At 62.0% G+C, this 24,575-nt stretch carries 23 protein-coding genes and 2 tRNA genes; 9 read left to right on the forward strand and 16 right to left on the reverse strand.

The window, feature by feature from the left end:
• Window positions 1–3: 3 nt before the first annotated feature.
• Entirely contained in the window at window positions 4–228 is a 225-nt protein-coding gene (locus tag ABS761_RS00505; RefSeq protein WP_350405941.1) for a DUF2783 domain-containing protein, read from the forward strand.
• 15 nt (window positions 229–243) lie between these two features.
• Here the strand turns inward: ABS761_RS00505 and ABS761_RS00510 are convergent, their stop codons facing one another.
• Window positions 244–798, reverse strand: coding sequence for a cytochrome b (locus ABS761_RS00510; RefSeq protein WP_350405942.1), 555 nt, complete (start codon window positions 796–798; stop codon window positions 244–246).
• A gap of 147 nt (window positions 799–945) precedes the next feature.
• On the opposite strand from ABS761_RS00510, the gene ABS761_RS00515 reads away from it, so the two are divergent.
• From ABS761_RS00515 to ABS761_RS00525, 3 genes are read left to right on the forward strand one after another with little or no spacing between them, the layout of a single operon-like run.
• A complete protein-coding gene (locus ABS761_RS00515; RefSeq protein ID WP_350405943.1) occupies window positions 946–1,332 on the forward strand; it encodes a PepSY domain-containing protein in 387 nt (128 codons plus the stop codon).
• Window positions 1,329–1,994, forward strand: a complete 666-nt coding sequence (locus ABS761_RS00520) for a response regulator (protein WP_350405944.1) — start codon at window positions 1,329–1,331, stop codon at window positions 1,992–1,994. The genes ABS761_RS00515 and ABS761_RS00520 overlap by 4 nt, the downstream gene beginning before the upstream one ends.
• Window positions 1,991–3,370, forward strand: coding sequence for an ATP-binding protein (locus tag ABS761_RS00525; protein WP_350405946.1), 1,380 nt, complete (start codon window positions 1,991–1,993; stop codon window positions 3,368–3,370). The genes ABS761_RS00520 and ABS761_RS00525 overlap by 4 nt, the downstream gene beginning before the upstream one ends.
• 49 nt (window positions 3,371–3,419) lie before the next feature.
• Here the strand turns inward: ABS761_RS00525 and ABS761_RS00530 are convergent, their stop codons facing one another.
• From ABS761_RS00530 to ABS761_RS00545, 4 genes are all read right to left on the reverse strand, one after another.
• Window positions 3,420–3,830, reverse strand: a complete 411-nt coding sequence (locus ABS761_RS00530; protein ID WP_350405947.1) for a DoxX family protein — start codon at window positions 3,828–3,830, stop codon at window positions 3,420–3,422.
• 34 nt (window positions 3,831–3,864) lie between these two features.
• A tRNA-Pro gene (locus ABS761_RS00535) sits at window positions 3,865–3,941 on the reverse strand.
• A 108-nt stretch (window positions 3,942–4,049) separates the two neighbouring features.
• Entirely contained in the window at window positions 4,050–5,948 is a 1,899-nt protein-coding gene (locus ABS761_RS00540; RefSeq protein WP_350405948.1) for an LTA synthase family protein, read from the reverse strand.
• A 3-nt stretch (window positions 5,949–5,951) separates the two neighbouring features.
• Entirely contained in the window at window positions 5,952–7,184 is a 1,233-nt protein-coding gene (locus tag ABS761_RS00545) for a phospholipase A (RefSeq protein ID WP_350405949.1), read from the reverse strand.
• Window positions 7,185–7,271: 87 nt separating this feature from the next.
• Between ABS761_RS00545 and ABS761_RS00550 the strand changes: the two genes are divergently transcribed.
• A tRNA-Arg gene (locus ABS761_RS00550) sits at window positions 7,272–7,348 on the forward strand.
• Window positions 7,349–7,391: 43 nt separating this feature from the next.
• On the opposite strand, the gene ABS761_RS00555 is transcribed toward ABS761_RS00550, so the two are convergent.
• From ABS761_RS00555 to ABS761_RS00580, 6 genes are read right to left on the reverse strand one after another with little or no spacing between them, the layout of a single operon-like run.
• Window positions 7,392–8,714, reverse strand: a complete 1,323-nt coding sequence (locus ABS761_RS00555; protein ID WP_350405950.1) for an aspartate aminotransferase family protein — start codon at window positions 8,712–8,714, stop codon at window positions 7,392–7,394.
• Between the two features lie 45 nt (window positions 8,715–8,759).
• Entirely contained in the window at window positions 8,760–9,692 is a 933-nt protein-coding gene (locus ABS761_RS00560; protein WP_350405951.1) for a hypothetical protein, read from the reverse strand.
• A gap of 16 nt (window positions 9,693–9,708) precedes the next feature.
• A complete protein-coding gene (locus ABS761_RS00565; RefSeq protein ID WP_350405953.1) occupies window positions 9,709–11,007 on the reverse strand; it encodes an NAD(P)/FAD-dependent oxidoreductase in 1,299 nt (432 codons plus the stop codon).
• Entirely contained in the window at window positions 11,004–12,623 is a 1,620-nt protein-coding gene (locus ABS761_RS00570; protein ID WP_350405954.1) for an AMP-binding protein, read from the reverse strand. The genes ABS761_RS00565 and ABS761_RS00570 overlap by 4 nt, the downstream gene beginning before the upstream one ends.
• Window positions 12,574–14,319 (reverse strand): ABC transporter permease subunit, encoded by a 1,746-nt coding sequence (locus ABS761_RS00575; RefSeq protein ID WP_350405956.1) that lies wholly within the window; start codon window positions 14,317–14,319, stop codon window positions 12,574–12,576. Before ABS761_RS00575 ends, ABS761_RS00570 begins: the two co-directional genes overlap by 50 nt.
• Window positions 14,320–14,327: 8 nt before the next feature.
• Window positions 14,328–15,404, reverse strand: coding sequence for an ABC transporter ATP-binding protein (locus ABS761_RS00580; RefSeq protein ID WP_502881367.1), 1,077 nt, complete (start codon window positions 15,402–15,404; stop codon window positions 14,328–14,330).
• A gap of 245 nt (window positions 15,405–15,649) precedes the next feature.
• On the opposite strand from ABS761_RS00580, the gene ABS761_RS00585 reads away from it, so the two are divergent.
• Window positions 15,650–16,492 carry an IclR family transcriptional regulator gene (locus ABS761_RS00585; RefSeq protein WP_350405958.1) on the forward strand — a complete coding sequence of 281 codons (843 nt, stop codon included), beginning with the start codon at window positions 15,650–15,652 and terminating at the stop codon, window positions 16,490–16,492.
• A 39-nt stretch (window positions 16,493–16,531) separates the two neighbouring features.
• Here the strand turns inward: ABS761_RS00585 and ABS761_RS00590 are convergent, their stop codons facing one another.
• From ABS761_RS00590 to ABS761_RS00605, 4 genes are all read right to left on the reverse strand, one after another.
• Complete coding sequence (locus ABS761_RS00590) at window positions 16,532–17,593, reverse strand: ABC transporter substrate-binding protein (protein ID WP_350405959.1); 1,062 nt, start codon at window positions 17,591–17,593, stop codon at window positions 16,532–16,534.
• 46 nt (window positions 17,594–17,639) lie between these two features.
• Window positions 17,640–18,419 (reverse strand): enoyl-CoA hydratase/isomerase family protein, encoded by a 780-nt coding sequence (locus ABS761_RS00595; protein WP_350405960.1) that lies wholly within the window; start codon window positions 18,417–18,419, stop codon window positions 17,640–17,642.
• A gap of 33 nt (window positions 18,420–18,452) precedes the next feature.
• The gene (locus ABS761_RS00600; protein ID WP_350405961.1) at window positions 18,453–20,024 is read right to left on the reverse strand and encodes an aldehyde dehydrogenase family protein; all 1,572 of its coding nucleotides are present in this window, start codon (window positions 20,022–20,024) and stop codon (window positions 18,453–18,455) included.
• Between the two features lie 245 nt (window positions 20,025–20,269).
• Window positions 20,270–21,082: an IclR family transcriptional regulator gene (locus ABS761_RS00605; RefSeq protein ID WP_350405963.1), complete on the reverse strand. Its 813-nt coding sequence runs from the start codon at window positions 21,080–21,082 to the stop codon at window positions 20,270–20,272.
• 167 nt (window positions 21,083–21,249) lie between these two features.
• Between ABS761_RS00605 and ABS761_RS00610 the strand changes: the two genes are divergently transcribed.
• Genes ABS761_RS00610 through pcaF form a run of 3 tightly spaced genes read left to right on the forward strand, consistent with a single transcriptional unit; the run spans window position 21,250 to window position 23,825 of the window.
• Window positions 21,250–21,963 carry a 3-oxoacid CoA-transferase subunit A gene (locus tag ABS761_RS00610; RefSeq protein WP_350405964.1) on the forward strand — a complete coding sequence of 238 codons (714 nt, stop codon included), beginning with the start codon at window positions 21,250–21,252 and terminating at the stop codon, window positions 21,961–21,963.
• On the forward strand, window positions 21,960–22,598 hold the full coding sequence (locus tag ABS761_RS00615; RefSeq protein ID WP_350405965.1) for a 3-oxoacid CoA-transferase subunit B: 639 nt from the start codon (window positions 21,960–21,962) through the stop codon (window positions 22,596–22,598). Before ABS761_RS00610 ends, ABS761_RS00615 begins: the two co-directional genes overlap by 4 nt.
• Window positions 22,599–22,619: 21 nt before the next feature.
• Window positions 22,620–23,825, forward strand: coding sequence for a 3-oxoadipyl-CoA thiolase (pcaF, locus tag ABS761_RS00620; RefSeq protein WP_350405966.1), 1,206 nt, complete (start codon window positions 22,620–22,622; stop codon window positions 23,823–23,825).
• Window positions 23,826–23,888: 63 nt separating this feature from the next.
• Here pcaF and ABS761_RS00625 read toward each other — a convergent pair whose 3' ends face one another.
• Window positions 23,889–24,569, reverse strand: coding sequence for a methyltransferase family protein (locus ABS761_RS00625; RefSeq protein ID WP_350405967.1), 681 nt, complete (start codon window positions 24,567–24,569; stop codon window positions 23,889–23,891).
• Between the last annotated feature and the right edge of the window lie 6 nt (window positions 24,570–24,575).

Consider the following 24,575-nt stretch of genomic DNA (forward strand, 5'->3'; position numbering starts at 1 on the left):
CTCATGTCCATCAATTTGCGGCCCAACCTGGGCGAACAAGGCAAACGCTATATCCGCGCCTACACGCCCGGCGATGATTTCTACGAGGAACTGATCGAGCTGCACCGCGATCTCAGCGACGAGCAGAGCGCGCAGGTCAATGCGCGCCTGATCCTGCTGCTGGCCAACCATATCGGCGACCTGGCCGTCTTGCGCGAGGCCATGGCCATCGCGCGCAAGCACCTCTGACCCCGGCGTTGAAAATCAGGCCGCGGTCTTGCCCGGCAGCATGCGGCGCAGGGTGTTGTCGCGCGCCACGTAGTGGTGGTAGAGCGCGGCCATCGCGTGCAGGCCGATCAGGCCGTAGCCGGCGAGGGCGATGCTTTCGTGGATGTCCTTCAGGTTGCCGGCCAGGGCCTTGTCGGTGCCGATGAGTGTCGGCAGCGGCACGCCCCAGGCGCTGATCGACACCCCGTGTCCGTTCATGGTCAGCCATCCGGTGACCGGCAGGACGATCAGCATGGCATACAGGGCGAGGTGCATGGCATGGCCCGCCGCTTGCTGCCAGCGCGGCGGCTCCGGCACGATGGCGGGCGCCGCCCCGGCCACCCATCGCAGGGCCAGCCGCAAGGCGGTGAGCCCGAGCAGGGTCACGCCCACCGAGTAGTGGATGTTCTTCATAAGGTCGCGCTCGGCACTGCCCTTGGGAAATATTCCCTTGAATTCCATCAGGGCGTAGGCGGCCGCGACCAGCAGGAGGGTGATCCAGTGCAAGGCGATCAGGGGGCGGCTGTAGCGGGGGGCGGTGGATCCAGACATGAGGTTTCCTTTGCGTCGGTGGATTATGACTCGATTGTGGCGATATCCGCATGAATGTCGGATGAACGGCGATCCGATTTCTGTTCATTGATCATTCATCCTGGCCGGACTAAGGTGTCGGGACAATGACTTTCGCGGAAATCTCGCATGCGCATTTTTGGACGATCGGGTGGGCCGTCCCTGTGGCTGGCGCTGTGCCTCGCCCTTGCGGCGCCCGTCCTCGCCTCGGCTCACAGCCATGACCAGGATCTTGCCGGGCGGCTGCAGGCCGCCGGCGAGGTCCTGCCCTTGCAGGAGGTCCTCGGACTGGTCGCCCGCGACTATCCGGGCCAGGTACTGCGGGTGGAATTCGAGGATGACGAGGATTGCGTGCGCGACGCGCGGCCCGCCGCCTGTCCGTCGCGCTGGATCTACGAGCTGAGGATCCTGCAAAGCGAGGGGCGACTGGTGAAACTCAAGGTCGATGCGCGCGATGGCCGGATCTTGAGCGTCAAGCGCCGCGCGCGCCATTCGGAGCGGGCGGACCATTCATGAAAATCCTGCTCGTCGAGGACGAACCTCTGTTGCGCGCTCAACTGAGCGCCGCCCTTGAAAAGGCCGCTTATGCGGTCGATCCGGCGGCCGACGGAATCGACGCCTGTCACCTGGGCATGACCGGGGATTACGATCTGGCCGTTCTGGACCTGGGTCTGCCGGGCCTGGACGGTTTGTCCGTCCTGCGCCGCTGGCGCAGCGCCGAGCGCGCGATGCCGGTCCTCATCCTGACCGCGCGCGGCGCCTGGCACGAGAAAGTGGCTGGCATCGACGCGGGCGCGGACGATTATCTGGCCAAGCCCTTCCACATGGAGGAACTGCTGGCCCGTGTCCGCGCGCTGATCCGGCGGGCGGGCGGACACGCCAGCGCCGAGATTCATTGCGGTCCCCTGGTCCTGGATACCGCCCGGGCGCGTATTCTGCTCGACGGCGATGCGCTCGGGCTCACCAGTCACGAGTACAAGGTCCTGGCCTACCTCATGATGCACCAGGGCCAGGTGGTGTCGCGGGGCCGGCTCGTCGAGCACATCTACGCCCAGGACTTCGACCGCGATTCGAACACCATCGAGGTCTTCATCGCCCGACTCAGGCGCAAGATTCCCGAGGGCATGATCCAGACCGTCCGCGGCCTGGGCTATCGGCTGGAGCCCGCCTCCCCATGAGGCTCGCGGCCGGATATTCCTCTCTGCGCACGCGCCTGCTGGCAGGCACGCTCGCCTGGGTGCTCGTCTCGGTGCTGGCCGCGGGGTGGGGCATCCAGACGCTGTTTCGCCAGCATATCGAGGCGCAGCTCCGGTCGGAACTGGTCATCCATCTGGATCAGCTCACAGCCACCATACAGGTCGATCCCCACGGGGGCCTGTCGCTGTCCGCGCCGCCCGCCGATCCGCGGTTCAGCCAGCCGTTTTCGGGGCTGTATTGGCAGGTGGAGGCACCGTCCGACGCGCCGGGCGCACCGCGCCTGCTGCGATCGAGGTCGCTTTGGGATACCGAATTGCCCGGGCCTGCGGCGCCGGCCGGCCCCGTGGAGGGCGACCACGCTTACTCGCTGCGGGGCCCCCAGGGGCAGGCGCTCCTGGTCCTCGCCCGCCAGGTGGAGCCCGCCGAGGGCCCATGGCCCGTGCTGGCCCTGCGGGTGGCAGCGGACCAGGCCTTGCTCGCCGAGCCGATCGGCCGCTTCAACGCCATGCTGGGTGCGGCGCTCGGCGTGCTGGCCCTCGGGCTGGTGCTGGCGGTGCTGATGCAGGTCTGGGTCGGTCTGCGCCCCCTGGAACGCCTGCGTTTGGCCCTCGGCGCGGTGCGCGAGGGGCGGACGCAGCACATCGAGGGTGAATTCCCTTCCGAGATCCAGCCCCTGGTCGAGGATTTCAACCGGGTCCTGCGAAGCAATGCCGAGGCGGTCGAGCGCGCGCGCACCCAGGCCGGCAACCTCGCGCACGCGCTCAAGACGCCGCTGACGGTGATCGCCAATGCCGCCGATGCCGGCGATCCCCGTCTGCCCGCGCTAGTGGGCGAGCAGGTGGCCGCGGCCAGACGTCAGGTCGACTATCACCTGGCGCAGGCGCGCGCGGCCGCCGCAATCCGCAGGACCGGCATGCGCAGTCCAGTCCTGCCGTTGCTGCACGGGCTGGTCCAGGTCATGCGTCGCGTCCATGCGCAGCGCGGCGTGGTGTTCGAGCTCGAGGCCATTCCCGAGAGCCTGGCGTTTCGCGGCGAGGCGCAGGATTTTCAGGAGATGCTCGGCAACGTGCTGGACAATGCGGGGAAATGGGCGCGGCGGCGCGTGCGGGTGCGCGCCTCGCCCCTGGGTCCGGACCGTCTGCGGCTGATGATCGAGGACGACGGGCCGGGCCTCGCGCCCGGCCAGGCCGAGGTGGTGTTCCAGCGCGGCCGACGGGCCGACGAGCATGCGCCCGGAACGGGGTTGGGTCTGTCGATCGTCAGGGATCTGGCGGGCCTGTACGGCGGCGAAGCCCGGTTCGAGGATGGCTCGGAGCTCGGCGGCGCGTGCCTGGTGCTGATTCTGCCGCGCGCCTAGTGTCCTGTACGGTTAATGCCCGTACTCACATTCGGCGTCTGCGCCGCCCTCAGTTCCAGCGGCCGTTGCGCCCTCCCAGGCTGTGGCTGCCGGCGCCCAGCAGGATCACGGCCAGACTGCTGAACAGGAAAAATCCCTGCAGCTCGAGGCCCCAGCCGCCCGACTGGCCAAGGGTGAACAGTTGGTGCTTGTGGACCAGGCCTATGGCGAACAGCATGTTCACCAGGGCGAGCAGGCCTCCCAGGCGGGTGTACACGCCCAGAATCAGCAGCATCGGCGCAAGGATTTCCCCGAGGTAGGCGCCGTAGGCGATGAAGGGGGGCAGGCCGTGCCCGGCGAGCGCGTTGCCGATGCGGGCGACGCCGCTGTCCAGTTTAGAGATACCGTGCAGCAGGAGCAGGACGCCCAGGTTCAGGCGCAGTATCAGTTTGCCCAGGTCGTCCAGAGCGGTCGAAGACATGTGAGGGTCCTTTTGGGGCCTGTTGATGTGTCAGTGGTCGGGGCGACACGATTCGAACGTGCGACCCTCTGCTCCCAAAGCAGATGCGCTACCAGGCTGCGCTACGCCCCGACTTGAGGGGCTGATTCTAGCATGGCCCCACGCCGCCGCATGCGCTGGCCGGGCCCGGCCGCGCGGGGTGGGGCATCCGATGGTGGATGGGGCGTGCGCATCGGCCCGTCATCCGGCAAGCGTCTTGAGCTTGAGCTCCGGCAGGGTGTAGGCCTGGTTGCGGTAGGCCCAGGCGGGCCACAGGGCGTGAGCCAGGGCGGTGCGCGCGAGCACTGGATCCTCGGGCAGGGGCTCGTAACCGTCGGGTGCGGCATAGCGGTAGGCGCGCGCGGCCTGCTGCGGTTCGAGGACCACCAGCGTGTCGCCGCTGAGATAGCCGTAGTTGTCCTCGAACTGCATCATGGCGCGCCCGCCGCCGCCGCGTGTCAGATCGTGGCCGATCATGGGGTGGCTGTCGCTCACGCCGATCAGCGACAGCAGGGTGGGGGGCAGGTCGATCTGGCTGACGATGCGATCGTCGCGCCGTGGGGCGATCCCGCCGCCGAGGATCAGGGCGGGGATGTGGAAATGCCGCAAGGGCACGAGTTGGGCGCCGCCGACGCGCGAGTCGTGGTCGGCGACGATCAGGAACACGGTGTGGTCCCAGTAGTCCGAGCGGCGCGCCTGCTCGAAGAACCGGCCAATCGCCCAGTCGGCATAGCGCACGGAATTTTCGACGGTGGCCGGATTGCCCTCGACCGGGAAGCGCCCGGCCGGATATTCCCATGGCGTATGGTTGCTGACCGAGAATGCCAGCGTCAGTGTCGGCTGCTCGCCGTCCGCGTCGAGCAGCGCGTGCAGCTTGTTGAACATGTCCTCGTCGCTCGCACCCCAGGTGCCGACGAACGCCGGAGACTCAAAGGTGGGCAGGTCGTGCAACTCGTCGAAGCCGTTGCCCAGGAAGAAGCTCTTCATATTGTCGAAATGCGCTTCGCCGCCGTAGATGAAGCGCGAGCGGTATCCGTGTCGCCGCAGCAGCTGCGCCAGCGTGAAGAAGCGGCTCTGGGCATTGGTCAGGCGCAGGGCGGCGTCCGATACGGTGGGTGGAAAGCCGGCCGTCACCGCCTCCAGGCCGCGCACGGACCGCGTGCCGGTGGCGTATGCGCGCGTGAAGTTCCAACCTTGTGTCGCCAGCGCGTCGAGGCAGGGTGTCAGGCCCGCGCCGCCGAGGTTGCCGACGTACTGCGCGCCCAGGCTTTCCTCGACGATCAGCACCAGGTTCATCGGGCGCGGCAGGCTGCGGCTGGCCTGCTGGGCGTGCAGCGAGGGGATGTCGGTGCCTGAGGGCGGGAAGCCCGCCTGTTCGTGGATCAGGGCGTGCATGTCCTCGTCGGGCATGTCCCCGTACACGTCGGCGGCCGAGCGCTCGTTCTTGAGGGCGTAGAGCGCGAACAGGACGTTGTACAGGGAGTTCAGGGGCAGGGTGTTGAGCAGGCTGTCGCCGCACCAGGCGACCGAGGCGGGATTGATGGGGCGGTGTCCCAGCGTGCCGCGGATCGCCAGCACGATGGCCGCGGCGATCACCAGGGTGAGGCCTGCGCGCCACCAGAATCCCGGCAGCGTATCGGGCGCGGCGCGGCCGAACCCGGCCCATCCGAGGCCGATCGCCAGTGCGAGCACGAGGAAGGCGGCCAGCAGGACGAGCTTGTAGCCTTTCCACAGCATGCCGAAGACCTCTTTGGGGTATTTGAGGTATTCGATGTAGAGGCGGTTGGGCCGGCTGTCGTACTCGAGGATGAATTGCGGGGTCGAGACCTCCAGCAGCACCATCAGGGTCCAGGCCGCCAGCAGCCAGGCGCCGGTGAGGGCGATCGCCAGCGGCTGGTCGCCCACCCAGGGGGCGAGCAGGGCGGGGATGCCGGCCCACATGGCGATCTGGTTGAGGTCGATGCGCAGGCCCCAGGCGAGGATCTTGCGGGGGCCGCCCGCCGCGTGTACGCGCGGCCAGAGCCAGGCGATCAGCAAGACCCTGCTGAGCGTCAGCAGAATCAGCGCGGCGAGGGCGAAATGGAGGATCTGGGTACTCATGGCTCAGGGTACCAGGGCGATGCCGAAACGGACCACCGGATCGGCCTTTTCCCGGTAGCCGAGCAAGGTTTCGCCGTATCCACGGAAGTATTGCGCGTACAGATAGCCGTTCATGTGCAGAAAGGTGCGTCGCAGCGGCCAGGCAGCCTCGAGCTGCACGGCATTGCGGCCTTCGGAGCCTTGGCGGTAGAGGCCCGAGAGCGCCAGGCCGTCATCCTGCGCCCAGCGCAGTTTCCAGTCGATGCGGCTCAGGTAGTCGGGGTAGCGCATGTCCCGGTCGGTCGCGACATAGTACTTGAATCGGGGCATGAAGCTCAGCGTGCTGCCGCCCCCAAACCGGTAGTTGAGCGCGGGTTGCACGTACAGGTCGTTGAGCGAGCGCGAGTCATCGTCGTTCTTGCCATTTGACCGGTGCTCGAGCCCGGCGTTCAGGCCGATCGACCAGTCGAGCGACCGGGATTTCCAGAGGATATCCCGATTCCAGAACAGGCTGGGGTTGTAGGTGGTGTCGACAAAGGGAATGGAGTCCGAGTGCAGGTCCCAGAGCGCGGTCTGTGTATAGCCGAAGTACCAGTGATCCATGAAGCCCGCACGCGCCGGATCCTCGGGGCTGAGCAGGCGGTACTTGAAGCTGAGCTGGAATCGCGCATCCGCGCCGTCGCGGTTGCCCATGATGAAATAGATTGGCTCGTAGGGCGAGATCGCATTGCGGAACTTGTCGAACGGCGATGGCTCCGCCGGAGCCGCGGCATCGATGCCGGGTGTCGCCGGGGCGATCGTGCTCGCCAGCAGTGGAGGCCGGCCCTGGCCGCCCCCGTCGTCGACGACGTCCAGGGCCAGCGCCGAGTCCGGCTGGCCTTCGATGCGCAGGCGCTGCAGGCCATGGGTGGCCTCGGGTGCCGTTGCGCGCCAGGCGATCTGTGCGAACGTGTTGGCCGGCAGAATAATCGTGTCGGGCGGGCTGGACAGCTTGAAGCGCAGGCTGTGGGCGCGGCCCGTGGAGTCTTGCAAGCCGGCCTCGAGAGTGGCCGGCGGCGTGACCGTCAGGGCGCTGCCCGTATCGTTGAAGATCACGCCTTGCAGCTCGATCGCTTGTCCGGCCTGGACGCTGGGCTGCGTCAGGCGGTATACGATGCCGGCATGCGCCGAGGGGATCAGAGCAGCGGCCAGCCAGAGGGGCGGCAGACGCCGGAGCAGGGTGTGAAGCAGGGCGTGGAGCATAGACAGGGGCGGCATGCTGGGCCGTGAGGGGATACTGCACGGAACTTTAGCACTTGCGCGCTAAAATGCCCGTTTCCCGGTGTGACAGCACGCCGGCAAGCGCCGCCCTTAGCTCAGTTGGATAGAGCAACGGCCTTCTAAGCCGTAGGCCGCAGGTTCGAATCCTGCAGGGCGGGCCATGGGCCTTGGTCATCCGTCATCTTGGGCGGATTCCTTGATCCTTCAATCCATCGCTGCCGCCACATCGGCGATAGATTGATCGGCTGCATGCACGATCTCCGCGATGTCTGCATCGGTCATGGGGGTCGAAAGTGCCATCAGTCCGTAACCAGCCGCCAGAATGCCGCGATTCAGCAACCCCCTGTTGAACAGCGCCAGCCGACGTGCTTCATCCGCTGTCGGAAATGCACTGCGATAGTCCTGCACCGCCCTAGGGGTGAAGTGCACTTTCAGCAATGAACCGCGGCCCACTACCGTGCCCGCGACATCGTGACGTTTGAGGGCGGCCCGGATTCCCTGGCGCACGATGTCGCCCATGTGGTCCAGTCGCTCGAAGGTCGGCGAGTTGAGCAGTTCCATGGCCGCCAGCCCAGCGCGCATCGTCATGGGATTTGCAGAAAACGTACCGCCATGCGGGAGCGCCGGCTTGCCTCTCGTCGGATTGAACACCTCCATGACATCCCGCCGGCCACCGACGGCGCCCACTGGAAAACCGCCGCCGATGATTTTGCCCAGAGTCGTCAGGTCCGCACGAACTCCCCAGTCGGGTTGCGCGCCGTGCATGCCCAGCCGAAAGACGATGATTTCATCCATGATGAGCAGTGCCCCTGTCTTGTTGCAGGCGCTCCTCAATGCAGTCATGTATTCGTTCGTTGCGGGCACCAAGCCTGCGCGGTTCGGCATGGGGTCGACCAGGACGCCGGCCAGTTCCGGGCCATGAGCCTCGATCATGGTGCGTGCCGCTTCCGGATCATTGAACGGCAACACGATCACATCGTTTGTCACACCGTGGGGAGTCCCTGCAGCATAGGCAACAGACGCGGGTTGCCGATCCCCCCAATTGGCGGGTGTTGGATCCAGACTGACCTCCGAATAATCATAGGATCCGTGGTAGGCGCCCTCCACTTTGGCAATCTTGGGCCGGCCGGTATATGCCCGCGCAGCTTTCAGGGCCATCATCACCGCTTCGGTGCCCGAATTCATGAACCGCAGCGTCTCGATTGAGTCGATGCGTTCGCAAATCAATTGCGCCAAGTCGATTTCCGAGGAGGTCGGCAACCCGAAGGCCGTTCCGGCTGCCGCCTGCTCCAGGATGGCGGAAAGAATGGCTGGATGTGCATAGCCGTGGATCTGCGAGGTGAAATTGTTGATGCAATCGATGCGCGCTACGCCATCGACATCCCAAACCCGGCAGCCTTCGCCTCGGGCGGCATAAATGGGATAGGGTTTCATATAGACCGTTGTACGGGTGTTGCCGCCGGGCAGATATTGCTGCGCGCGCTCGAACAATGCCCGGGATCGCGAGTGCTCATCGGGATACTGCATGTTTATGTGTCCTTTTGGCTTTCAGAGGAAGGTCGGCAATGGCGTTCACTCGGATTTCAGGCGCCGATGGAGCAGGGCGGTAATCGCCAGAATGCCCACGACGTTGCCGGGATGTATCAGCACGATGCGTTCGTCATCGGTACGCCGTCCCGGTTTGGTTCCTACCAGGATCTCTGCGAGTTCGCTGTCGAACGGTCCGGCATGAGGCAGGCGTGCTTCCCGATACTGTTGTTCCGCCTGTCGCTTGTCATCCACCACGCAGCGGTTGAACTTGTCAAAGCCTTGCATCCAGCTGCGGCCAAGATCCACGGCATTCACGAATGTTCCAGGGCCGACCCAGGCAGGGTCCAGCATCGGTTTCAAGCCGGGGCTGGCGGGCACGGTCGTAATGATGATGTCCGTACCCTGGAACATCTCGACTCCGGGTTCCATCACAAGCGCCCGTTGCCCACGTTCGCGCACATGATCAGCAAATTTTTCTGCCGATGCCCGCGACCGGCTGGCAATACGGACCTCCTCGATGGGCAAGATGCCATCCAGGGCTTCGAGGTTGACCCTGGCTTGCGTGCCGGCACCAATAATTGCCGCGACGCGAGTGCGGGAGCAGGCCAGCCGTGGCGTCATCAGGCGTGTAATGCCCGCCGGCAGAATCATCGAAGTGAAAGCTGCGGTAAAAAGGGCCAAAGGAGTTCCGGACCTGGCGTCCGTCAGCAGTTGCATGCTGTGGTAAGCAGGGTTGCCCGCACTGGCATGATCGGCCGAGGCACCACCCAGCATGTGGAAGATTCCATATCCGGCATCTGGCCAGGAGGCGAAGGTGGACATGAGAAAGGATCCGTCCTGCTGTCCAACCATGGACTTTGGCTTCCATTGAATGGCGCCTTCGGCACTGGCTCTGAACGCGACATCCAGCGCCTCGGCGATCTGTGGAATATCGAGGTTGAGGCTGGTGATCTGATCATTCGAAATGCATTGCATGGCAGAGAAGCTCCGATTAATGAAACCAGCGGTCGCGCCAATCGAAGGCACGGACCGCCATGGGGAGGAATAAATTATTGGCGGGCCAGTAGGGAATGGATTTCAGGGGACGGTTGAATACCGTTACGCCTTCCGGGTTTCCCAGTATGCGGAGCGCCACCTTGTGGCCCAGGTATGTGGACATGGGAATTCCCGCGCCACAGCATCCAAGTACGTAATGCACGCCGTTCTGCTGGCCGATATGCGGCAACCAGTCGCCCGTGATGGCGAAACGCCCGGACCAGCAATGCGATACACGGGCGTCCGACAGGGCGGGAAATCGCTGGCGGAAGTAGTCGAAGATGTATTCGGCCTTGTGTTCCAGCCCGCCGTCGCTGCGGCCTGCCCGACCGCTCATCACAAGTCGCCGGGAGCCCCCTGCGATAGCCATGTAATGGATGATCTTGCAGGTGTTGCTGAACGAGCCGCCTTGAGGCAACACGTTTGCCAGCAGAGCGTCGGACAGTGGCTCGGTGGTCAATGCAAAGGCCGGAACGATGGTCAGCCCCTTGCGCAGCCTACGGGTGTGGGGGGTATCGCCGCCAGTCTCCGCATTGGTGGCCAGTATCACTTCCTTTGCCTCGAACGTGTGCCCGCCGGCGGTGACGGTGTAACCCTGTGGGGCGGGCTCAATGGCGGTCACGCGAGTTTCTTGAAGAATCACGGCGCCCGCGGCATCCGCCGCCTGGGCCAGGCCCATATGCAGGCCGGCGGGTTGCAATGTGGATGAGTCCGCCAACCTAACGCCGCCAAAAAATGCGTTCGATCCAATCTGCGACTGTTGCTCGGACCGGTCCACCAGCCTCACGTCGCCCCACGCTGCGCGCAAAGCGGGCAGCGTATTGCGCAAGCGTGTGAAAGCCTTTGCACTATGTGCCGCGATGAAACGGCCTTCGCATCGCAAGTCACAAGCGATCCCCTGCTGTTGAATGAGTTGTTCAACGTATTCGCGGGCGAGTCGTGCTTCCTGGTAGACACGGCGCGCCACATTCTCACCATAGTGCTGCAACAGGTCATCAAACTTGGCTTTTGGCACATTGCCCAGAGAGCCCGCTGAACTGGATGAAGCACCCGATCCGACGCGGCCGGCGTCGCAGACCAGCACGCGCTGGCCTGCTCTGGCCAGTGTCAGCGCGGCAGACAGCCCGGCATAGCCTGCGCCGACAATCAGCGTGTCGGCGCGCGTATCGTTCCAGGTGTGGGACGCCTGGAACGATGGCAGGCCTGTCACCCAGAATGGCTCGGTGGAAAAATCGTCAGTCAGGACGCGACTCATGATTTGCTTTCCTCGATGGGGTGCCGCGCCATGCGATCCCAGCAGTATTCGATATCGGTGGACAGCATATGCTTCATGATGCGTTGGCTCGGCGTGCGGGTGAATGAGTCCACGAAGGTGATATATCGTGGATTTTGGAAGGGGGCCAACCGCAAGGACAACCAGGCGGATAGTTCGGCCGGCTGGGCACAATGATCCAGCTTCAACTGAACGAATAGTTTGATATCCTGCTCGCCGATGTCGGCCTTGACGCCGATGACCGCGCAGTCCTCAACGGCCTCATGCATTCTCAGGACGTGTTCCACCTCCCAGGCAGACACGTTTTCGCCTTTGCAGCGGATGCTGTCGGTCATGCGGCCGTGGAATATCAATGCCCCTTTGTCATTGATCGAGCCGATGTCCTGAGTGTGGACGATTCCATTGCGCACGATGCGGGCACTGGCCTCGGGGTTGCGATAGTAGCCGGGGAATATGCAGTCATCGCGCTTGGGCAGTACGACGATCTCGCCACGCGTGCCTCGGGGCACGGAATTTCCCTGAGGATCCCTGATGTCGATGTCGAACCATGGGACGGGATAACCCATGGACCCTGCCTGACCATTGCCATTGATCGTGGTGATGCTGGCGGTTTCAGTCATGCCGTAGGCTTCGCGCAACTCGACTCCAAAGCGGTCGCGAAACAGATTCCAGGTATCGGGCTGACAGCCCGCACCCCAGGCCACGCGGACCTTGTGCATGCGATCCATCGCGTTGGGCGGCTGCGTCATCAGAATCTGCAGTACCCCACCCAGATAGTGGATATGTGTCGCACCGCATTCGCGCACCTGATCCCAGAAGCGCGAGGCGCTGAACCGCCGCACGAGCACCAGATGCAGTTTGCGCAGGAGCGGCATTAGCAGGACCTGTGCCCCGCCAATGTGGTAGAGCGGCTCCCACATGAACAATACATCGTCATCCCGCGCATCGGCTAGCATGATGGCCGCTTCCGCGGCATAGCGCATCATCTGGTGGGTGATCAGTACGCCTTTGGGGCGACCGGTCGTGCCGGAGGTGTACATGATTGAAAAGATGGAATCCGGGGTCGGTACCGATTCGTCGTATGATGCATCGCCGTCCAGCAGCGCCTCGAGCTCCTGCTCGTTGTCATCGACAGAGATCAGGTGGATTCCCTGGGTCAAATGTCCAAGTTGTTTCAATTCGTCGATGTCGTGGCGCGAAGCGATGATCATCGACGGCGCGCTGTGCTCCAGCAGATAAGCCAGGTTGGTGCCCCGTTGTTCCGGGTTGACCGGGATCCATACCAGCCCGCTGCGTGCCATGCCGTACAGGCAAGCCATGACGGCGGGTGAGTTCGGCAGCATGATGGCTACCCGGTCTCCTGGTCTCAACCCGAGCTTGCGGGTATTCACCGCAAATGCACGGGAGCGGCGTTCCATGTCAGAGAGCGTGACGGTCTGGGTTCCGTAGGTCGCGAACACAGCCGAGGGGCGATGACGCGCGCATTCGAGAAATAGTGTGACAAATCCTTGGTAATTCGGCTGCATGATGTGATTTCGATTTTGATGATTAACGGTCTGCTCTGAGCTTTTCCGACAGGGTGAGCAGCACAACAGCAACCAACAGCACGACCACGGAAGCGGACGCGATCATGGGGCTGAGCTGGAGGAACATCTCGTCCCACATCAGCTTGGGCAGCGTCGCGGTCGTTCCACCTGTGACGAACAGGGCGATCGTCAGCTCATCAAATGAGGTGATGAAGGCAAACAGGAAGGCAGCGATCAGCCCCTCTTTGAGCAAGGGAATCGTGATCCTGCGCAAGGTTCTGAGGGGTGAGGCCCCCAGCGTGGCAGCGGCGTGATCCAGGCGGACGTCATACCCCTTCAACATGGCAAGCAATGTGATGATTGCAAAGGGCAGCGCAATGACGGTATGGCCAATAACCAGCCCAAGGTTTGTGCCGATCAAGCCAATTTGCCCAAAGAGATACATCAGGCCCGTTGCCAGAACAATGCGCGGCACGATCATCGGTGCAAGAAACGCATTGAACAGGATGCCGCTGAATCGGGTCTTGCCGCGTGTCAGTGCGAGTGCAGCCATACCGCCGATGATGGTGGCCGCCAGTGCCGTCGCAAATGCGACGCCAAAGGACCGTATCGTGGCCTCCCACCAAACCCCCGTGGTGAAGTATTGCTCCATCCACTGCAGGCTGTAGCCCTTTGGCGGGAAATCCAGTGACCTCGAGCTCGTGAATGCAATGGGGATCACGACCAGTGTCGGTGCGGCCAGCACAAACAGCACGAATAGGCTGTGACAACCCAACAGCCTGGATGTAATGGCGGAGGGCAGGATGCGGTGCGCCGCTTCATCGATGTGCTGCGCAATGCGTGCGGTCCAGGAAAGTAGGATGGTCCCGCAGCGGCTCAGATAACCGTGCTGGGTGATTTGCCGTTCCTCTCCCGATAACGACGACAGGCCGAACACCCGGTCATACGCCAGGCAGGTCACGACCGTCGCAATCAGCAGGAATACGGACAATGCTCCTGCAAAGCCCCAGTCCAGGACCTGCTGAACTTGGACGATGATCAACTGCGCCAGCAAGGTTTCCTGGGGGCTGCCCATGAGGGCTGGCACGATGAAGAATCCCAATGCGGTTAGAAAAGTCATCAGGCCGCCTGCGGCGATGCCTGGCACGGACAATTTGAAATACACCAGCCAGAAGGCGCGTGCGGGATGGGCCCCCATTGTCTCGGCGGCCTGCACCAGTCGCCGGTCGATGGCCAGCATGACCGGGAGCATGCTCAGCACCGCAATGGGCAACAGGCCCTGAACCATGCCCAGCAAGACGGCGAATTCGCTTTGCAGCATCGAAAGACGGGGGATGCCAATACCCATCAACAGCTGATTGATCACCCCATTGCGGCCCAGCACGATGACCCAGGCGAATGTCTTGACGAGGTAGCTGGTCCAGAATGGCAGCATGACCAGCAGCAGGTATATGGCGCGCCGCCGCGCGGGCATCTTGGCCAACCAATAGGCCAGCGGATAGCCGAACAGAATGGACAGCAAGGCTGTCAGGATCGAGATGCGCAATGTCGTCAGCAGAACCCGGGTGTAGACATCCTGCGTCAGCATGCGGGTGAAATGGTGCAGGGTCAGTAACCCGCTGGCATCATCCTGGAAACTCAGTGCCAGTAGCCGGCCAACGGGCACAATGAAGAAAACCGCCAGCAGAGCCATGGCTGGAATCAGCAGCCAGTGATTGCGCGTGATGGTGAACCGACGCGATTTTCGGGCCGGCGGTGCGATGCTCATGGGCGCATTCATGGGCACACCACAACGGATTGCGCGGCGTCCCAGGACACGGTGACCCGCGAACCTTTTGATGGCGTGTCGAGGCCTGTGCGCACGGTGATTTGTGTGTCCCGGCCCACCTTGACGATGATGCGGGACTCAGAACCCGCATAGACGCAATCCATGACAGTGCCATCGAGCCGGTTCGCGCCATCTCCGTTCAACTGCATCTGCTCGGGGCGCACGACCACGGCCACGTCGTCACCGTTGGAAAAAGTGTGGTCCGGCATCAGGATTGGAGCATCCAGCGTGTTGCAGCGCACAGAATGTTGGTCGCTATTGACCTGGCCGAAGAAAATATTGGATGTGCCAATGAAATCGGCGGCAAACGCCGAGACTGGTCGCGCGTAAATGTCACGGGGCGTGCCGATCTGCTCGATGCGGGCTTGGTTCATGAGGCAGATGCGGTCTGACAGTGCCAGGGCTTCCTCCTGGTCGTGCGTGACGTAAATGATGGTCGCCCGGGTTTGTTGGTGCAGCTGGCGGATTTCCATCTGCAGGTGTTCACGCAGCTTCTTGTCGAGCGCGCCCAGAGGCTCATCCATGAGGATGATGGAGGGCTCGTAGATGAAGCATCGGGCGAGCGCTACCCGCTGTTGCTGTCCGCCCGACAGTTCCTTGGGAAGCCTGCGCGCCAAATGGCCGAGCTGGACCATGTCGAGCGCGGCCTGCACCTTCTGGCGCAGTTCCCGGGGTGATATGCCACGCATTTGCAATGGAAATGCAACGTTTTCTTCAACGGTCAGGTGGGGGAAGAGGGCGTAGTGTTGAAAGACCAGGCCGATGTCACGTTTGTGCACAGGCGTTTTGGTATGGTCTATGTCATCAATGATGATTTGGCCGCTGGTCGGTGTCACCAGGCCACAAATCATTTGCAGCAGGGTGGTCTTGCCAGAGCCGGAGGGCCCGAGCAAAGTCAGGAATTCCCCCTCCTCGACGGTCAAATTCGTAGCCTCCAGGGCCAGCGCATCGCCGTATCGTTTTGATAGGCCTCGTACCGACAACTTGAGCCTGCGACCGTCCTGTCCAGGTATGGCCCCCCCCATGTCGGGCGCAACGCGATCGCTTGTACTCACGCTCCGCCGAGACTGCAGAGGTGCTGCAGTACTTGTCTTGAGGTGTGGGAGTTCCCCTTTCGAGTTCGATTGATATGACATGGGGAATCCTCTAGAATATTTTATAGAAATACTAGTCATTGTTATAAAATATATAATTAGTTATTTCGATACGATGGGCGAGCCTGTGAGAGTCTTTCTGCTGCGGTTCGCACGCGATCTCTCGGAGGGATGAATTGAAGACGCAGGTTGAAACGGAACCGACCGAAACCCCGAAAAAACGAACGTCGGCAGACACGCTCATGGTGCGTTCGGTGGAAAAGGCGCTCAATGTGCTCGAAGCGTTCGGTTCCTCGCCTACACCCATGAGTTTGCGAGACCTGGGTACCATGCTGGGGCTGGACAAAAGCACTACGCAACGGTTTACGTACACGTTGGAACGGCTGGGCTACCTCAGCAAGGATCCCGAAACGCGACGGATGAGTCTCACTGTCAAGGCCTTGAATTTCAGCTACGGCTATCTGCGTACGCACGACTTGCTGACACGCGCCATGCCCTATCTGATACACCTGAGCCGGGAAACCGAGGAAACCATCAACATCACCGTGCGGGACGACACTGAAATCGTGTTTGTCTCGCGGTTCATGAGCCGGCATTTGTTCAATACGGACGTCACGATCGGCACTCGCATGCCGGTGTATTGCACCGCGCCCGGCATTGCCATGCTTGCGCAGATGACGCGCGCCGACGCGTTGGACGTGCTGAGCCGCTGTGATTGCCGGCCCATTACGCCCCATACGACGTGGCGCCTGCCAGACCTCGAGAAAAAGCTCGACGAGTCGATGGCACGTGGCTACGCGACCGCCTTTGAAGAGTATTACCATGATGATCTGTCTATTTCAGCGCCCATATTCGATACCAGGCGAAATCCGGCCGCCGCGCTGACGCTGTCCGTTTCCCGCTCTCGCTATACGCCCCAGGAGGCCGAGGAGCGATTCGCTCCGCAGGTCATTGCGGCGGCCCGGGCGATTTCGCAATCGGGCCACGGCATGCCAAGCCCGGGTACGCGCCGCCGCTGACCCAGGCTGCGGGCGCGCGGCGGCCCTTTGGCTCGAGGTTTAGCCGATCAGCCAGGTGTTGAACCGCTCTACCGCCTTGGCCCGGTTCGCCGCCCACCAGTCTGCGTTTGCCGGAATCATCCCTGCGATATTCTGTTCGCTTGACGGCAGGATCGCCGCTCGTTCCTTCGGGATGTACTGGTAGGCCGCCTTGTTTGGGGGGCCGTAGGACAGGTTTTCCGTGTACGCCGCCTGACGTTTCGGGTCTGCGCAGAAGGCAATGAATTGACGCACTGCGTCCACGCGGGGGCCGCCCTTGAGAATGCCCCATCCTTCGATAGCGTAGAGGCCTTGGTTCCAGACCAGCGCGACCGGTGCTCCCGCGTCGATGACGGCCTGAGCACGGCCATTCCAGATGGCCACCATGTCGACTTCGCCGCTTTCAATGATTTGGGCGGACTGGGCGCCGCCGGCCCACCAGACGGCCACGTGGGGCTTGATGCGATCCAGGCTTTTGAAGGCGCGATCCATATCGAGAGGATAGAGTTGTTCGGGCGGCACCCCGTCTGCCAGCAAGGCCTGTTCCAGCGAGTCGATGGGACTCTTGCTCATGCCGCGTCGACCGGGGAATTTTTCTACATCCCAGAAATCTTTCCAGCTTTGCGGCGCTGCGTTCTTATAGGTGTCGGTGCGATAGGCGAAGATCGTTGCATAAACATCTGTACCCATCCATACGGGTGTATGTGCGTCAGGCAGATAGTCCTGTGTCGTGCCGGCCGGGAGATTGAGCGGTTCCAGCAAATCCTGCGCGAGCAGGATGTCCCGGGCCGACTGAGTCAGGATTGATGCGTCCCATGTATACGAGCCGGTGGCGATCATCGATTTGATCTGGGCGGTGGGTTCAGCCTGGCGCGCAGCGCTGACCACCCGGATGCCGGTTGCTTGTTCGAATGGGTCATAGAAGGCTTTGCGGAAAGCTGCCTGATAGGCGCCGCCGGGATCGGCCACGGTGATCTGCTTGACCGACTGCGCACGCGCCGTCATGGACAGGGGCAGTGTGCTGGCCAGGGCAACACCCGCACCAGCCCGCAGGATGTTGCGTCGAGATTGAGAGAAAGACATTGATGTCCCCTTTTAAATGATCGTTATGGGTGTGGGTACTTCCGCATTAGTTCCCGGATTTGCGAGCACGACGGACGCGGAAGAATTCTTCCATCATGCGGGAGGGTTCACCTGAAGCGTAGGATTCCTGTTGCATGGCAATCCCCGCTCTCAGGGCATCTCGAAAGCCCGGTTCCGTGATTTCCTGGAACCTTTGCTTGTTCAACCGCATGGCGATAGGCGGCTTGCCGGCCAGTTGTCTGGCCGTTGCGACGGCGGTTGGCAGGACGTCCTCCGCGGCGACCAGATGATGGATCAGGCCGATGCGCTGGCATTCATCGGCGTTCATCATCCGTCCCGTCAGGGTCAGTTCGATCGTCCTGCTCAAGCCGAGCATTTCCCGCATGATCCAGGGGCCGAGCGTGCTGGCGATGCCGGAATTGATTTCGGGTTGACCCATGCGTACGCCGGGATGGCCGACACGAATGTCCGTCAGCAGGGAAAGCTGGAAGGCGGACCCGGCCGCCACGCCGTTGAGCGCGGCGATAAAGGGCTTTGTCAGTGAGCGGATGCATGAGTAGAGTTGGTCCCATTCAGCGATCCAGGCGGCACCATCGTTGCCGTCGAACGTCTTGGTTTCACTCAAGTCCTGGCCGGCGCAGAACGCACGGTCGCCCGCGCCTGTCAGCACAATGGCCTTGATGTCGGGGTCCGCTTCGCACTGTTGCAGCGCAGTCAGTAATTGGGTACGCATCGGACGGTCCCATGCGTTCAGCTTTTCAGGTTTGTTCAAGGTGATCACGCAGACGTTGCTGTCAAGGCGTGTCAGGATGGGCGCGGTCGTCATGTCGTGTCCGTTATGGGGTGTCTTGCCAGGTGATCAGGCGTTCATCAAGGTATGGCTTTGTTCCCGCATGAACTGCGGGACATAGTAGGGACCAAGTCCTCCTTTACTCGTCGTGCCGGAGCCTTTCCAGCCGCAGAATGTCTGCACGCCGGGCCATGCCCCTGTCGTTGCACCGCTGGCGCGGTTGGCATATAGGGCACCGGCTTCGGCGTGTGCCAGGAAGTAGTCCAACTCGCTGGCGTCCGTGGTGTAGACTCCTGCCGTCAGTCCATAGTCGATGTCATTACCGTCGCGGATGGCTGCAGCCAGCGTATCGAAGGGTTGGGCGCACAAGAACGGCAGGAATAGTTCTTCCTTGTGCAGCCGGTGTGCTGCGGGCAGTCCGGTTACGATCGTGGGTTGCACATAGACGCCATGGTCAAACAGCCCACCGCTCAGGCGTGCGCCGCCGAGCACGATATTGCCCTCCCGACGTGCATCCTCGCATGCGCGAACGAAGCGCTCGCCCGCCTTTTCATTGATGACCGGCCCCATGAATACCTGTTGATCCGCCGGGTTGCCGATATGCAGCGCCTTTGACTTGTCCAACAGCAATTGCATGAATGCATCGAAAACGCTGTCTTGCACATAGACCTTGGACCCCGAGGAACACTTTTGACCTTGCAAGCCGAAGGCGGACCGCATCACGCCTTCAGCTGCTGTGTCCAAATCCGCATGGCGGGTGACGTAAGAGGGATTCTTGCCGCCCATCTCTATGATGACTGGTCGGTTGTAGCGGCCAGCAGCAACGCTGCGCAGGATATGCATCCCGACAGCATGCGAGCCGATAAAGGCAAATCCATCGATGCCGGCGTGATCCAGCATGGCCTGTCCTGTGCCGGCATCGCCGCACACCAGATTCAGGGCGCCATCCGGGATGCCGCCCTGCTGGAATAGGCGGGCGATGTGACTTCCTGTCAGACCTGCCAGCGGGCTGGGCTTGAACACCACGGTGTTTCCGCCGAGCAACGCACCGGTCAGCATGCCAATGGCCAGAGCCACCGGGAAATTGAATGGCACGATTACGCCAAAGACGCCAACCGGACGCAGGATATCCAGGGTGGACTCTTGCTCGAGGGCGCGTCGCAGCGGTCGCACATAGCCGTTGTTGGCTTCCATTTCATCGCAGTAATAGCCGATCAGGTCGATGGCTTCCTCGACTTCTCCCATGGCCTCCATGCGCGACTTTCCAACTTCCAGCAGGCAGACTGCCGCGAGGTCATATTTCTCGCGCTCTATCGCTTTGGCGACGTTGCGCAGTGTGGCGATCCGCTGTTGCCAGGGTTTCTTGGCCCAGGCTTCAGACGCGCTGCGGGCGGCCTGAACGGCAGCATGGACGCCCGTTTTGTCAGTGCTGATGAATGAGCCCAGCAGCATCCGATGATCGATGGGACTGTGTGCCTCATAGCGTTGTCCGTCGCCGCTAGGTTGTCCTCCAATGACGTTCGGATGGAATTTCCCCAGCGCTTGCGTCACAGCGTCGATCCGCTGACCCAGCAATTCATGAACGCTCGAGAAATCGGCGGTGATATTCGAGTACGTGACGCGAGGGCGCGTGTCTTTCATAAGTGTCCTCCTTTGATTTTGGGTTAAAGATGACACATAGAAATTCTCTAGTCAATTTTTAAAGAACAATGTATTTCTATGTAATACGATTTTGGCCTAGTATTTACCCGGATAAGGCCTTGAGCGAGTCTGTACGTGAAAAAGCCAGGAGGCGTATCAGCCTCCTGGCAAACCGTGCGCATGTAGGGTCTGGGGGGTGGGCGCCTTCCCGTCCATCAGCAATCAGTGAAAGGCGTGGATGCGCCTCAACGCTGTCGCAAGGCTTGGTTGATTTCCCGCGCTGCTTCGCGTAGCGGTGGCAGAAAGGTGTCGAGCATGGCTTCGCGCGAATAGCGGCTGGCATGGCCGCTGACGTTCATCGCAGCGATCACCCGGCCGCCGCGATCGATCAGAGGGACTGCTACGGATTGCAGCCCCGGCTCCAGCTCTTGTGCCACACACGCATAGCCGTCATTGCGGATCTTGGCCAGCATGCGTTTCAGTTGGACCGGATCGGTGACTGTGTCAGGGGTGTAGGCGCGGATGTCGCTGGCGGCCAGCACGCGATCCTGTTCGTCTTCGGGCAGGCCCGCCAGCAGCACGCGGCCCATGGAGGTGACCCAGGCTGGCAGCCGGCTTCCAACGGCCAGGTTGATGGCCATGATCCTGTGGGTGGCCACGCGCAGGATGTAAACAATATCGATGCCATCGAGCACCGATACGGAGCACGACTCGTGTGTGTTGGCGGCGACTGTTTCCATATAGGGCTGCGCCAGGCCCCATAGCGGCGTGGCGGAAAGATAGGCGTATCCCAGTTCGAGAATGCGTGGCGTCAAGCTGAAGCGGCGCTCGTCGGTGGTGACATAGCCCAGGTATTCCAGTGTGAGCAGAATGCGGCGTGCCCCCGCGCGTGTCAGGTTTGTCGCCGCAGCAACTTCGGACAGCGTCATGCTGGGCCGATGCGGACCGAAGGCGCGAATGACCGACAGGCCCCGCGCGAATGATTGCACGTAACTATCGCCGGGCGAGGGGGTCTTGCCGGATGAGGCATCGTTCTGATCAGGACTGTCTTCGATCATGACTGCTCCTGTGCATGCGCGCAGTGATTAGGAGAGGGGTGGCGGTCGTTATGTTGACACAGGGCCGGTCCTATGAAATCATATTCATTATACGAACAAATGTTCGTATATAGAACAAATACTAAGATCATTATCCGGATAACACGGTTGGATTTCCAAAAATACCCATGATCTCCAAATTCGTATCTAGCGCCGCCGCGGCCGTTGCGGATGTGCAGGATGGCGCGACTGTCATGATCGGTGGCTTCGGCACGGCCGGGCAGCCGGTGGACCTGATTGATGCGCTGCTCGAACAGGGTGCCAAAGACTTGGTCATCGTCAACAACAACGCGGGTAATGGTGAGGTTGGCCTGGCTGCGCTGTTGAAGGCCCATCGGGTACGCAAGGTCATCTGCTCGTTTCCCCGACAGCTTGATTCACAGGTCTTCGATGGCCTGTACCGTAGCGGCAAAGTTGAACTCGAGCTGGTTCCTCAGGGCAATCTGGCAGAACGCATTCGCGCGGCCGGCGCAGGAATCGGCGCCTTCTTCACCCCGACCGGCTATGGCACCCTGCTGGCCGAAGGCAAGGAAACCCGCGAAATCAATGGCCGCCAGTACGTGCTGGAGTATCCGCTGCATGCCGACTACGCCTTGATCAAAGCCGAGAGCGGGGATCGCTGGGGCAATCTCGTCTACCGCAAAACCGCCCGCAATTTCGGCCCCATCATGGCAACGGCCGCCAAGGTGACGGTGGCACAGGTCAATCAGGCTGTGGAATTGGGCGAGCTGAATCCCGAATGCGTGGTGACGCCTGGCATTTTCGTGCAGCGGATGGTGGCGCTTGGGGTTGCAGTTCGTGCGAAAACCGTGCAAAAGCGCGACGTGACGAGTCGGACATGAATAAATTGAATCGTGATCAAATCGCCAAGCGTGTTGCGCGGGACATTCCCGAAGGCGCCTATGTGAATCTTGGAATCGGCTTGCCTACCTTGGTCGCCAATCATTTGCCAGTAGAGCGAGAGGTGCTGTTGCACACCGAAAACGGTTTGCTGGGGATGGGGCCGGCGCCTGCCAAGGGTGAGGAGGATTGGGAACTCATCAACGCTGGCAAGCAGCCTGTGACTGCTTTGCCGGGAGCGGCCTTCTTTCACCATGCTGATTCGTTCGCCATGATGCGTGGCGGACATCTCGATATCTGCGTGTTGGGGGCCTTTCAGGTCTCAGTCCAGGGTGACTTGGCCAACTGGCACACCGGCGCACAGGATGCCATCCCGGCTGTTGGCGGGGCAATGGACTTGGCGAGTGGCGCGAAAGACGTATTTGTCATGATGGAACTGCTGACCAAAAAAGGCGACAGCAAATTGGTCAGATCCTGTTCCTACCCTTTGACGGGTATTCGTTGTGTAAGCCGCATCTATACCGATGTGGCGGTATTTGATATTCGGGGGGATGGTGTTCATGCGTACGATTTGGTGGATGGGCTGTCCTTTGATGAATTACAGCATCTCTGCGACGTGCCCTTGCACCACGCTTAAATAAAAACAAGAGTCCTCAGCATGATTCAGCAAGCCTTTATTTGTGATGCGATCCGCACCCCTTTTGGACGCTATGGCGGCGCCTTGTCATCGGTGCGTGCGGATGATCTGGCCGCCATTGCGCTCAGGGCGTTGATGGCGCGCCAGCCCCAGGTCGACTGGCATGCCGTCACCGATGTCATCCTAGGATGCGCCAATCAAGCAGGTGAGGACAATCGTAATGTGGCGCGCATGGCCACGCTGCTGGCCGGCTTGCCGGTCGACCTGCCGGGTGCCACCATCAATCGGCTGTGTGGTTCAGGGTTGGACGCACTGGGTATCGCCGCCAGGGCGATCAAATCCGGCGAAGCATCCCTGATGCTGGCGGGCGGTGTGGAAAGCATGAGTCGTGCGCCCTTCGTGATGGGCAAGGCTGAGAATGCTTTCTCGCGCGATGCTCAGATCTATGACACCACCATTGGGTGGCGTTTCGTCAACACACTGCTGAAGCAGCAGCATGGCGTGGACACCATGCCGGAAACTGCCGAGTATGTCGCGGCTGACTACAAGATCAGCCGTGAAGACCAGGATCGCATGGCCTATGCCAGTCAGTTGAAGGCTGCCGCTGCGCAGAAGGCGGGCTTTTTTTCTGCCGAGATCACATCGGTTGCCATCCCTCAGAAGAAAGGGGATCCGATGGTTTTCAGCCGGGATGAGCATCCTCGTGAAACCAGTCTCGAGGCTTTGGCAAGACTGAAACCTGTGGTCCGTGCCGGCGGTACGGTGACGGCGGGCAATGCCTCTGGTGTCAATGACGGTGCTTGCGCCTTGTTGGTGGCAAGTGAGGCCGAGGCCAATCGGCAGGGACTGACGCCGCGTGCACGGGTGGTCGGGATGGCAACCGCAGGGGTGCCACCCCGCATCATGGGCATGGGTCCTGCTCCGGCCACACGCAAGGTGCTGGCTCAGACTGGTCTGACGCTGGATCAGATGGACGTGATCGAATTGAATGAGGCCTTTGCCGCACAGGGTCTGGCAGTGTTGCGTGATCTGGGTTTGGCGGACGACGATGCCCGCGTGAATCCCAATGGCGGCGCCATCGCTTTGGGCCACCCCCTGGGGGCCAGCGGCGCACGGCTGGCCATGACGGCGGTCAATCAACTGCATCGGACTGGTGGCCGCTATGCCTTGTGCACGATGTGCATCGGTGTGGGTCAAGGCATTGCTGTGGTTCTCGAGCGTTGTTGATCCTGTTGCAGCGCGACATATTGGCGGCAGGCCATACGTTCGAATCCTGCAGGGCGGGCCAGTTCAGAACAGCCACAGCCGGACATGCACCCAGCCCGTATCCTGGGCCGCCTCGATGGCTTCGAACAGCGGGATGGACAGAAAGTAGGGCAGGGCGTCACGCACGGTTTTCCAGACCCCCGGCAAATCCACGGTGACCCGTTGCGGCGTGCGCCAGAGGCTCGGGCGCGGCCCAAAGCGCGGGACGCGCGCGCAATAGGCATCGTAGCCGGCACCAAAGGCCGTGTGCAGCAGGTGCTCCTCCTCGGCCACGATCCAGCGGAACACCGCGAACGCCGCCAGGGCCAGCGCCAGCCCCACCACCAGGCTGCCCGTCTGCAGGCCGATGCCCAGCACCGCCAGGACGGAAAAGACGTACAGCGGGTTGCGGCTGACCGAATAGGGGCCGTCGGCGATCAATTCCGCCCCTTTGCGTCCGCCCAGGTACAGCATGCAGGCGCAGCGGCCGAGCAGGGCGAGGAGCATCAAGCCCAATCCCAGCCATTCGAGGCCCTGGTTGACCCAGCCGGCCTGCGGCCAGGCCGACGCGATCCATGGCGATGCGAGGACGGCCGCGACGCCCAAGAGGGTGAGCGCGTGGCGACGCAGGACCTGGGCCTGTGCCAGGCGCGCCCAGACGACATCGAGGCCGGGGCCCGCTCCTCGTATTTCCGAGGGCTTGGAGAAAAAAACAGGATTCGACATGGAGGC

This window comes from Castellaniella sp. GW247-6E4 (genome assembly GCF_040276065.1).
Taxonomy (GTDB): Bacteria; Pseudomonadota; Gammaproteobacteria; order Burkholderiales; family Burkholderiaceae_B; genus Castellaniella.

Bases quoted from the DNA above. Each gene is read 5' to 3' on its own strand.
- ABS761_RS00545 (WP_350405949.1), bottom strand. From the start codon at position 7,184: ATGCCGCCCCTGTCTATGCTCCACGCCCTGCTTCACACCCTGCTCCGG.
- ABS761_RS00610 (WP_350405964.1), top strand. From the start codon at position 21,250: ATGATCTCCAAATTCGTATCTAGCGCCGCCGCGGCCGTTGCGGATGTG.
- pcaF (WP_350405966.1), top strand. From the start codon at position 22,620: ATGATTCAGCAAGCCTTTATTTGTGATGCGATCCGCACCCCTTTTGGA.
- ABS761_RS00625 (WP_350405967.1), bottom strand. From the start codon at position 24,569: ATGTCGAATCCTGTTTTTTTCTCCAAGCCCTCGGAAATACGAGGAGCG.
- ABS761_RS00510 (WP_350405942.1), bottom strand. From the start codon at position 798: ATGTCTGGATCCACCGCCCCCCGCTACAGCCGCCCCCTGATCGCCTTG.
- ABS761_RS00605 (WP_350405963.1), bottom strand. From the start codon at position 21,082: ATGATCGAAGACAGTCCTGATCAGAACGATGCCTCATCCGGCAAGACC.
- ABS761_RS00565 (WP_350405953.1), bottom strand. From the start codon at position 11,007: ATGAGTCGCGTCCTGACTGACGATTTTTCCACCGAGCCATTCTGGGTG.
- ABS761_RS00615 (WP_350405965.1), top strand. From the start codon at position 21,960: ATGAATAAATTGAATCGTGATCAAATCGCCAAGCGTGTTGCGCGGGAC.
- ABS761_RS00595 (WP_350405960.1), bottom strand. From the start codon at position 18,419: ATGACGACCGCGCCCATCCTGACACGCCTTGACAGCAACGTCTGCGTG.
- ABS761_RS00600 (WP_350405961.1), bottom strand. From the start codon at position 20,024: ATGAAAGACACGCGCCCTCGCGTCACGTACTCGAATATCACCGCCGAT.
- ABS761_RS00575 (WP_350405956.1), bottom strand. From the start codon at position 14,319: ATGAGCATCGCACCGCCGGCCCGAAAATCGCGTCGGTTCACCATCACG.
- ABS761_RS00555 (WP_350405950.1), bottom strand. From the start codon at position 8,714: ATGCAGTATCCCGATGAGCACTCGCGATCCCGGGCATTGTTCGAGCGC.
- ABS761_RS00525 (WP_350405946.1), top strand. From the start codon at position 1,991: ATGAGGCTCGCGGCCGGATATTCCTCTCTGCGCACGCGCCTGCTGGCA.
- ABS761_RS00505 (WP_350405941.1), top strand. From the start codon at position 4: ATGTCCATCAATTTGCGGCCCAACCTGGGCGAACAAGGCAAACGCTAT.
- ABS761_RS00540 (WP_350405948.1), bottom strand. From the start codon at position 5,948: ATGAGTACCCAGATCCTCCATTTCGCCCTCGCCGCGCTGATTCTGCTG.
- ABS761_RS00560 (WP_350405951.1), bottom strand. From the start codon at position 9,692: ATGCAATGCATTTCGAATGATCAGATCACCAGCCTCAACCTCGATATT.
- ABS761_RS00590 (WP_350405959.1), bottom strand. From the start codon at position 17,593: ATGTCTTTCTCTCAATCTCGACGCAACATCCTGCGGGCTGGTGCGGGT.
- ABS761_RS00520 (WP_350405944.1), top strand. From the start codon at position 1,329: ATGAAAATCCTGCTCGTCGAGGACGAACCTCTGTTGCGCGCTCAACTG.
- ABS761_RS00580 (WP_502881367.1), bottom strand. From the start codon at position 15,404: ATGGGGGGGGCCATACCTGGACAGGACGGTCGCAGGCTCAAGTTGTCG.
- ABS761_RS00515 (WP_350405943.1), top strand. From the start codon at position 946: ATGCGCATTTTTGGACGATCGGGTGGGCCGTCCCTGTGGCTGGCGCTG.
- ABS761_RS00530 (WP_350405947.1), bottom strand. From the start codon at position 3,830: ATGTCTTCGACCGCTCTGGACGACCTGGGCAAACTGATACTGCGCCTG.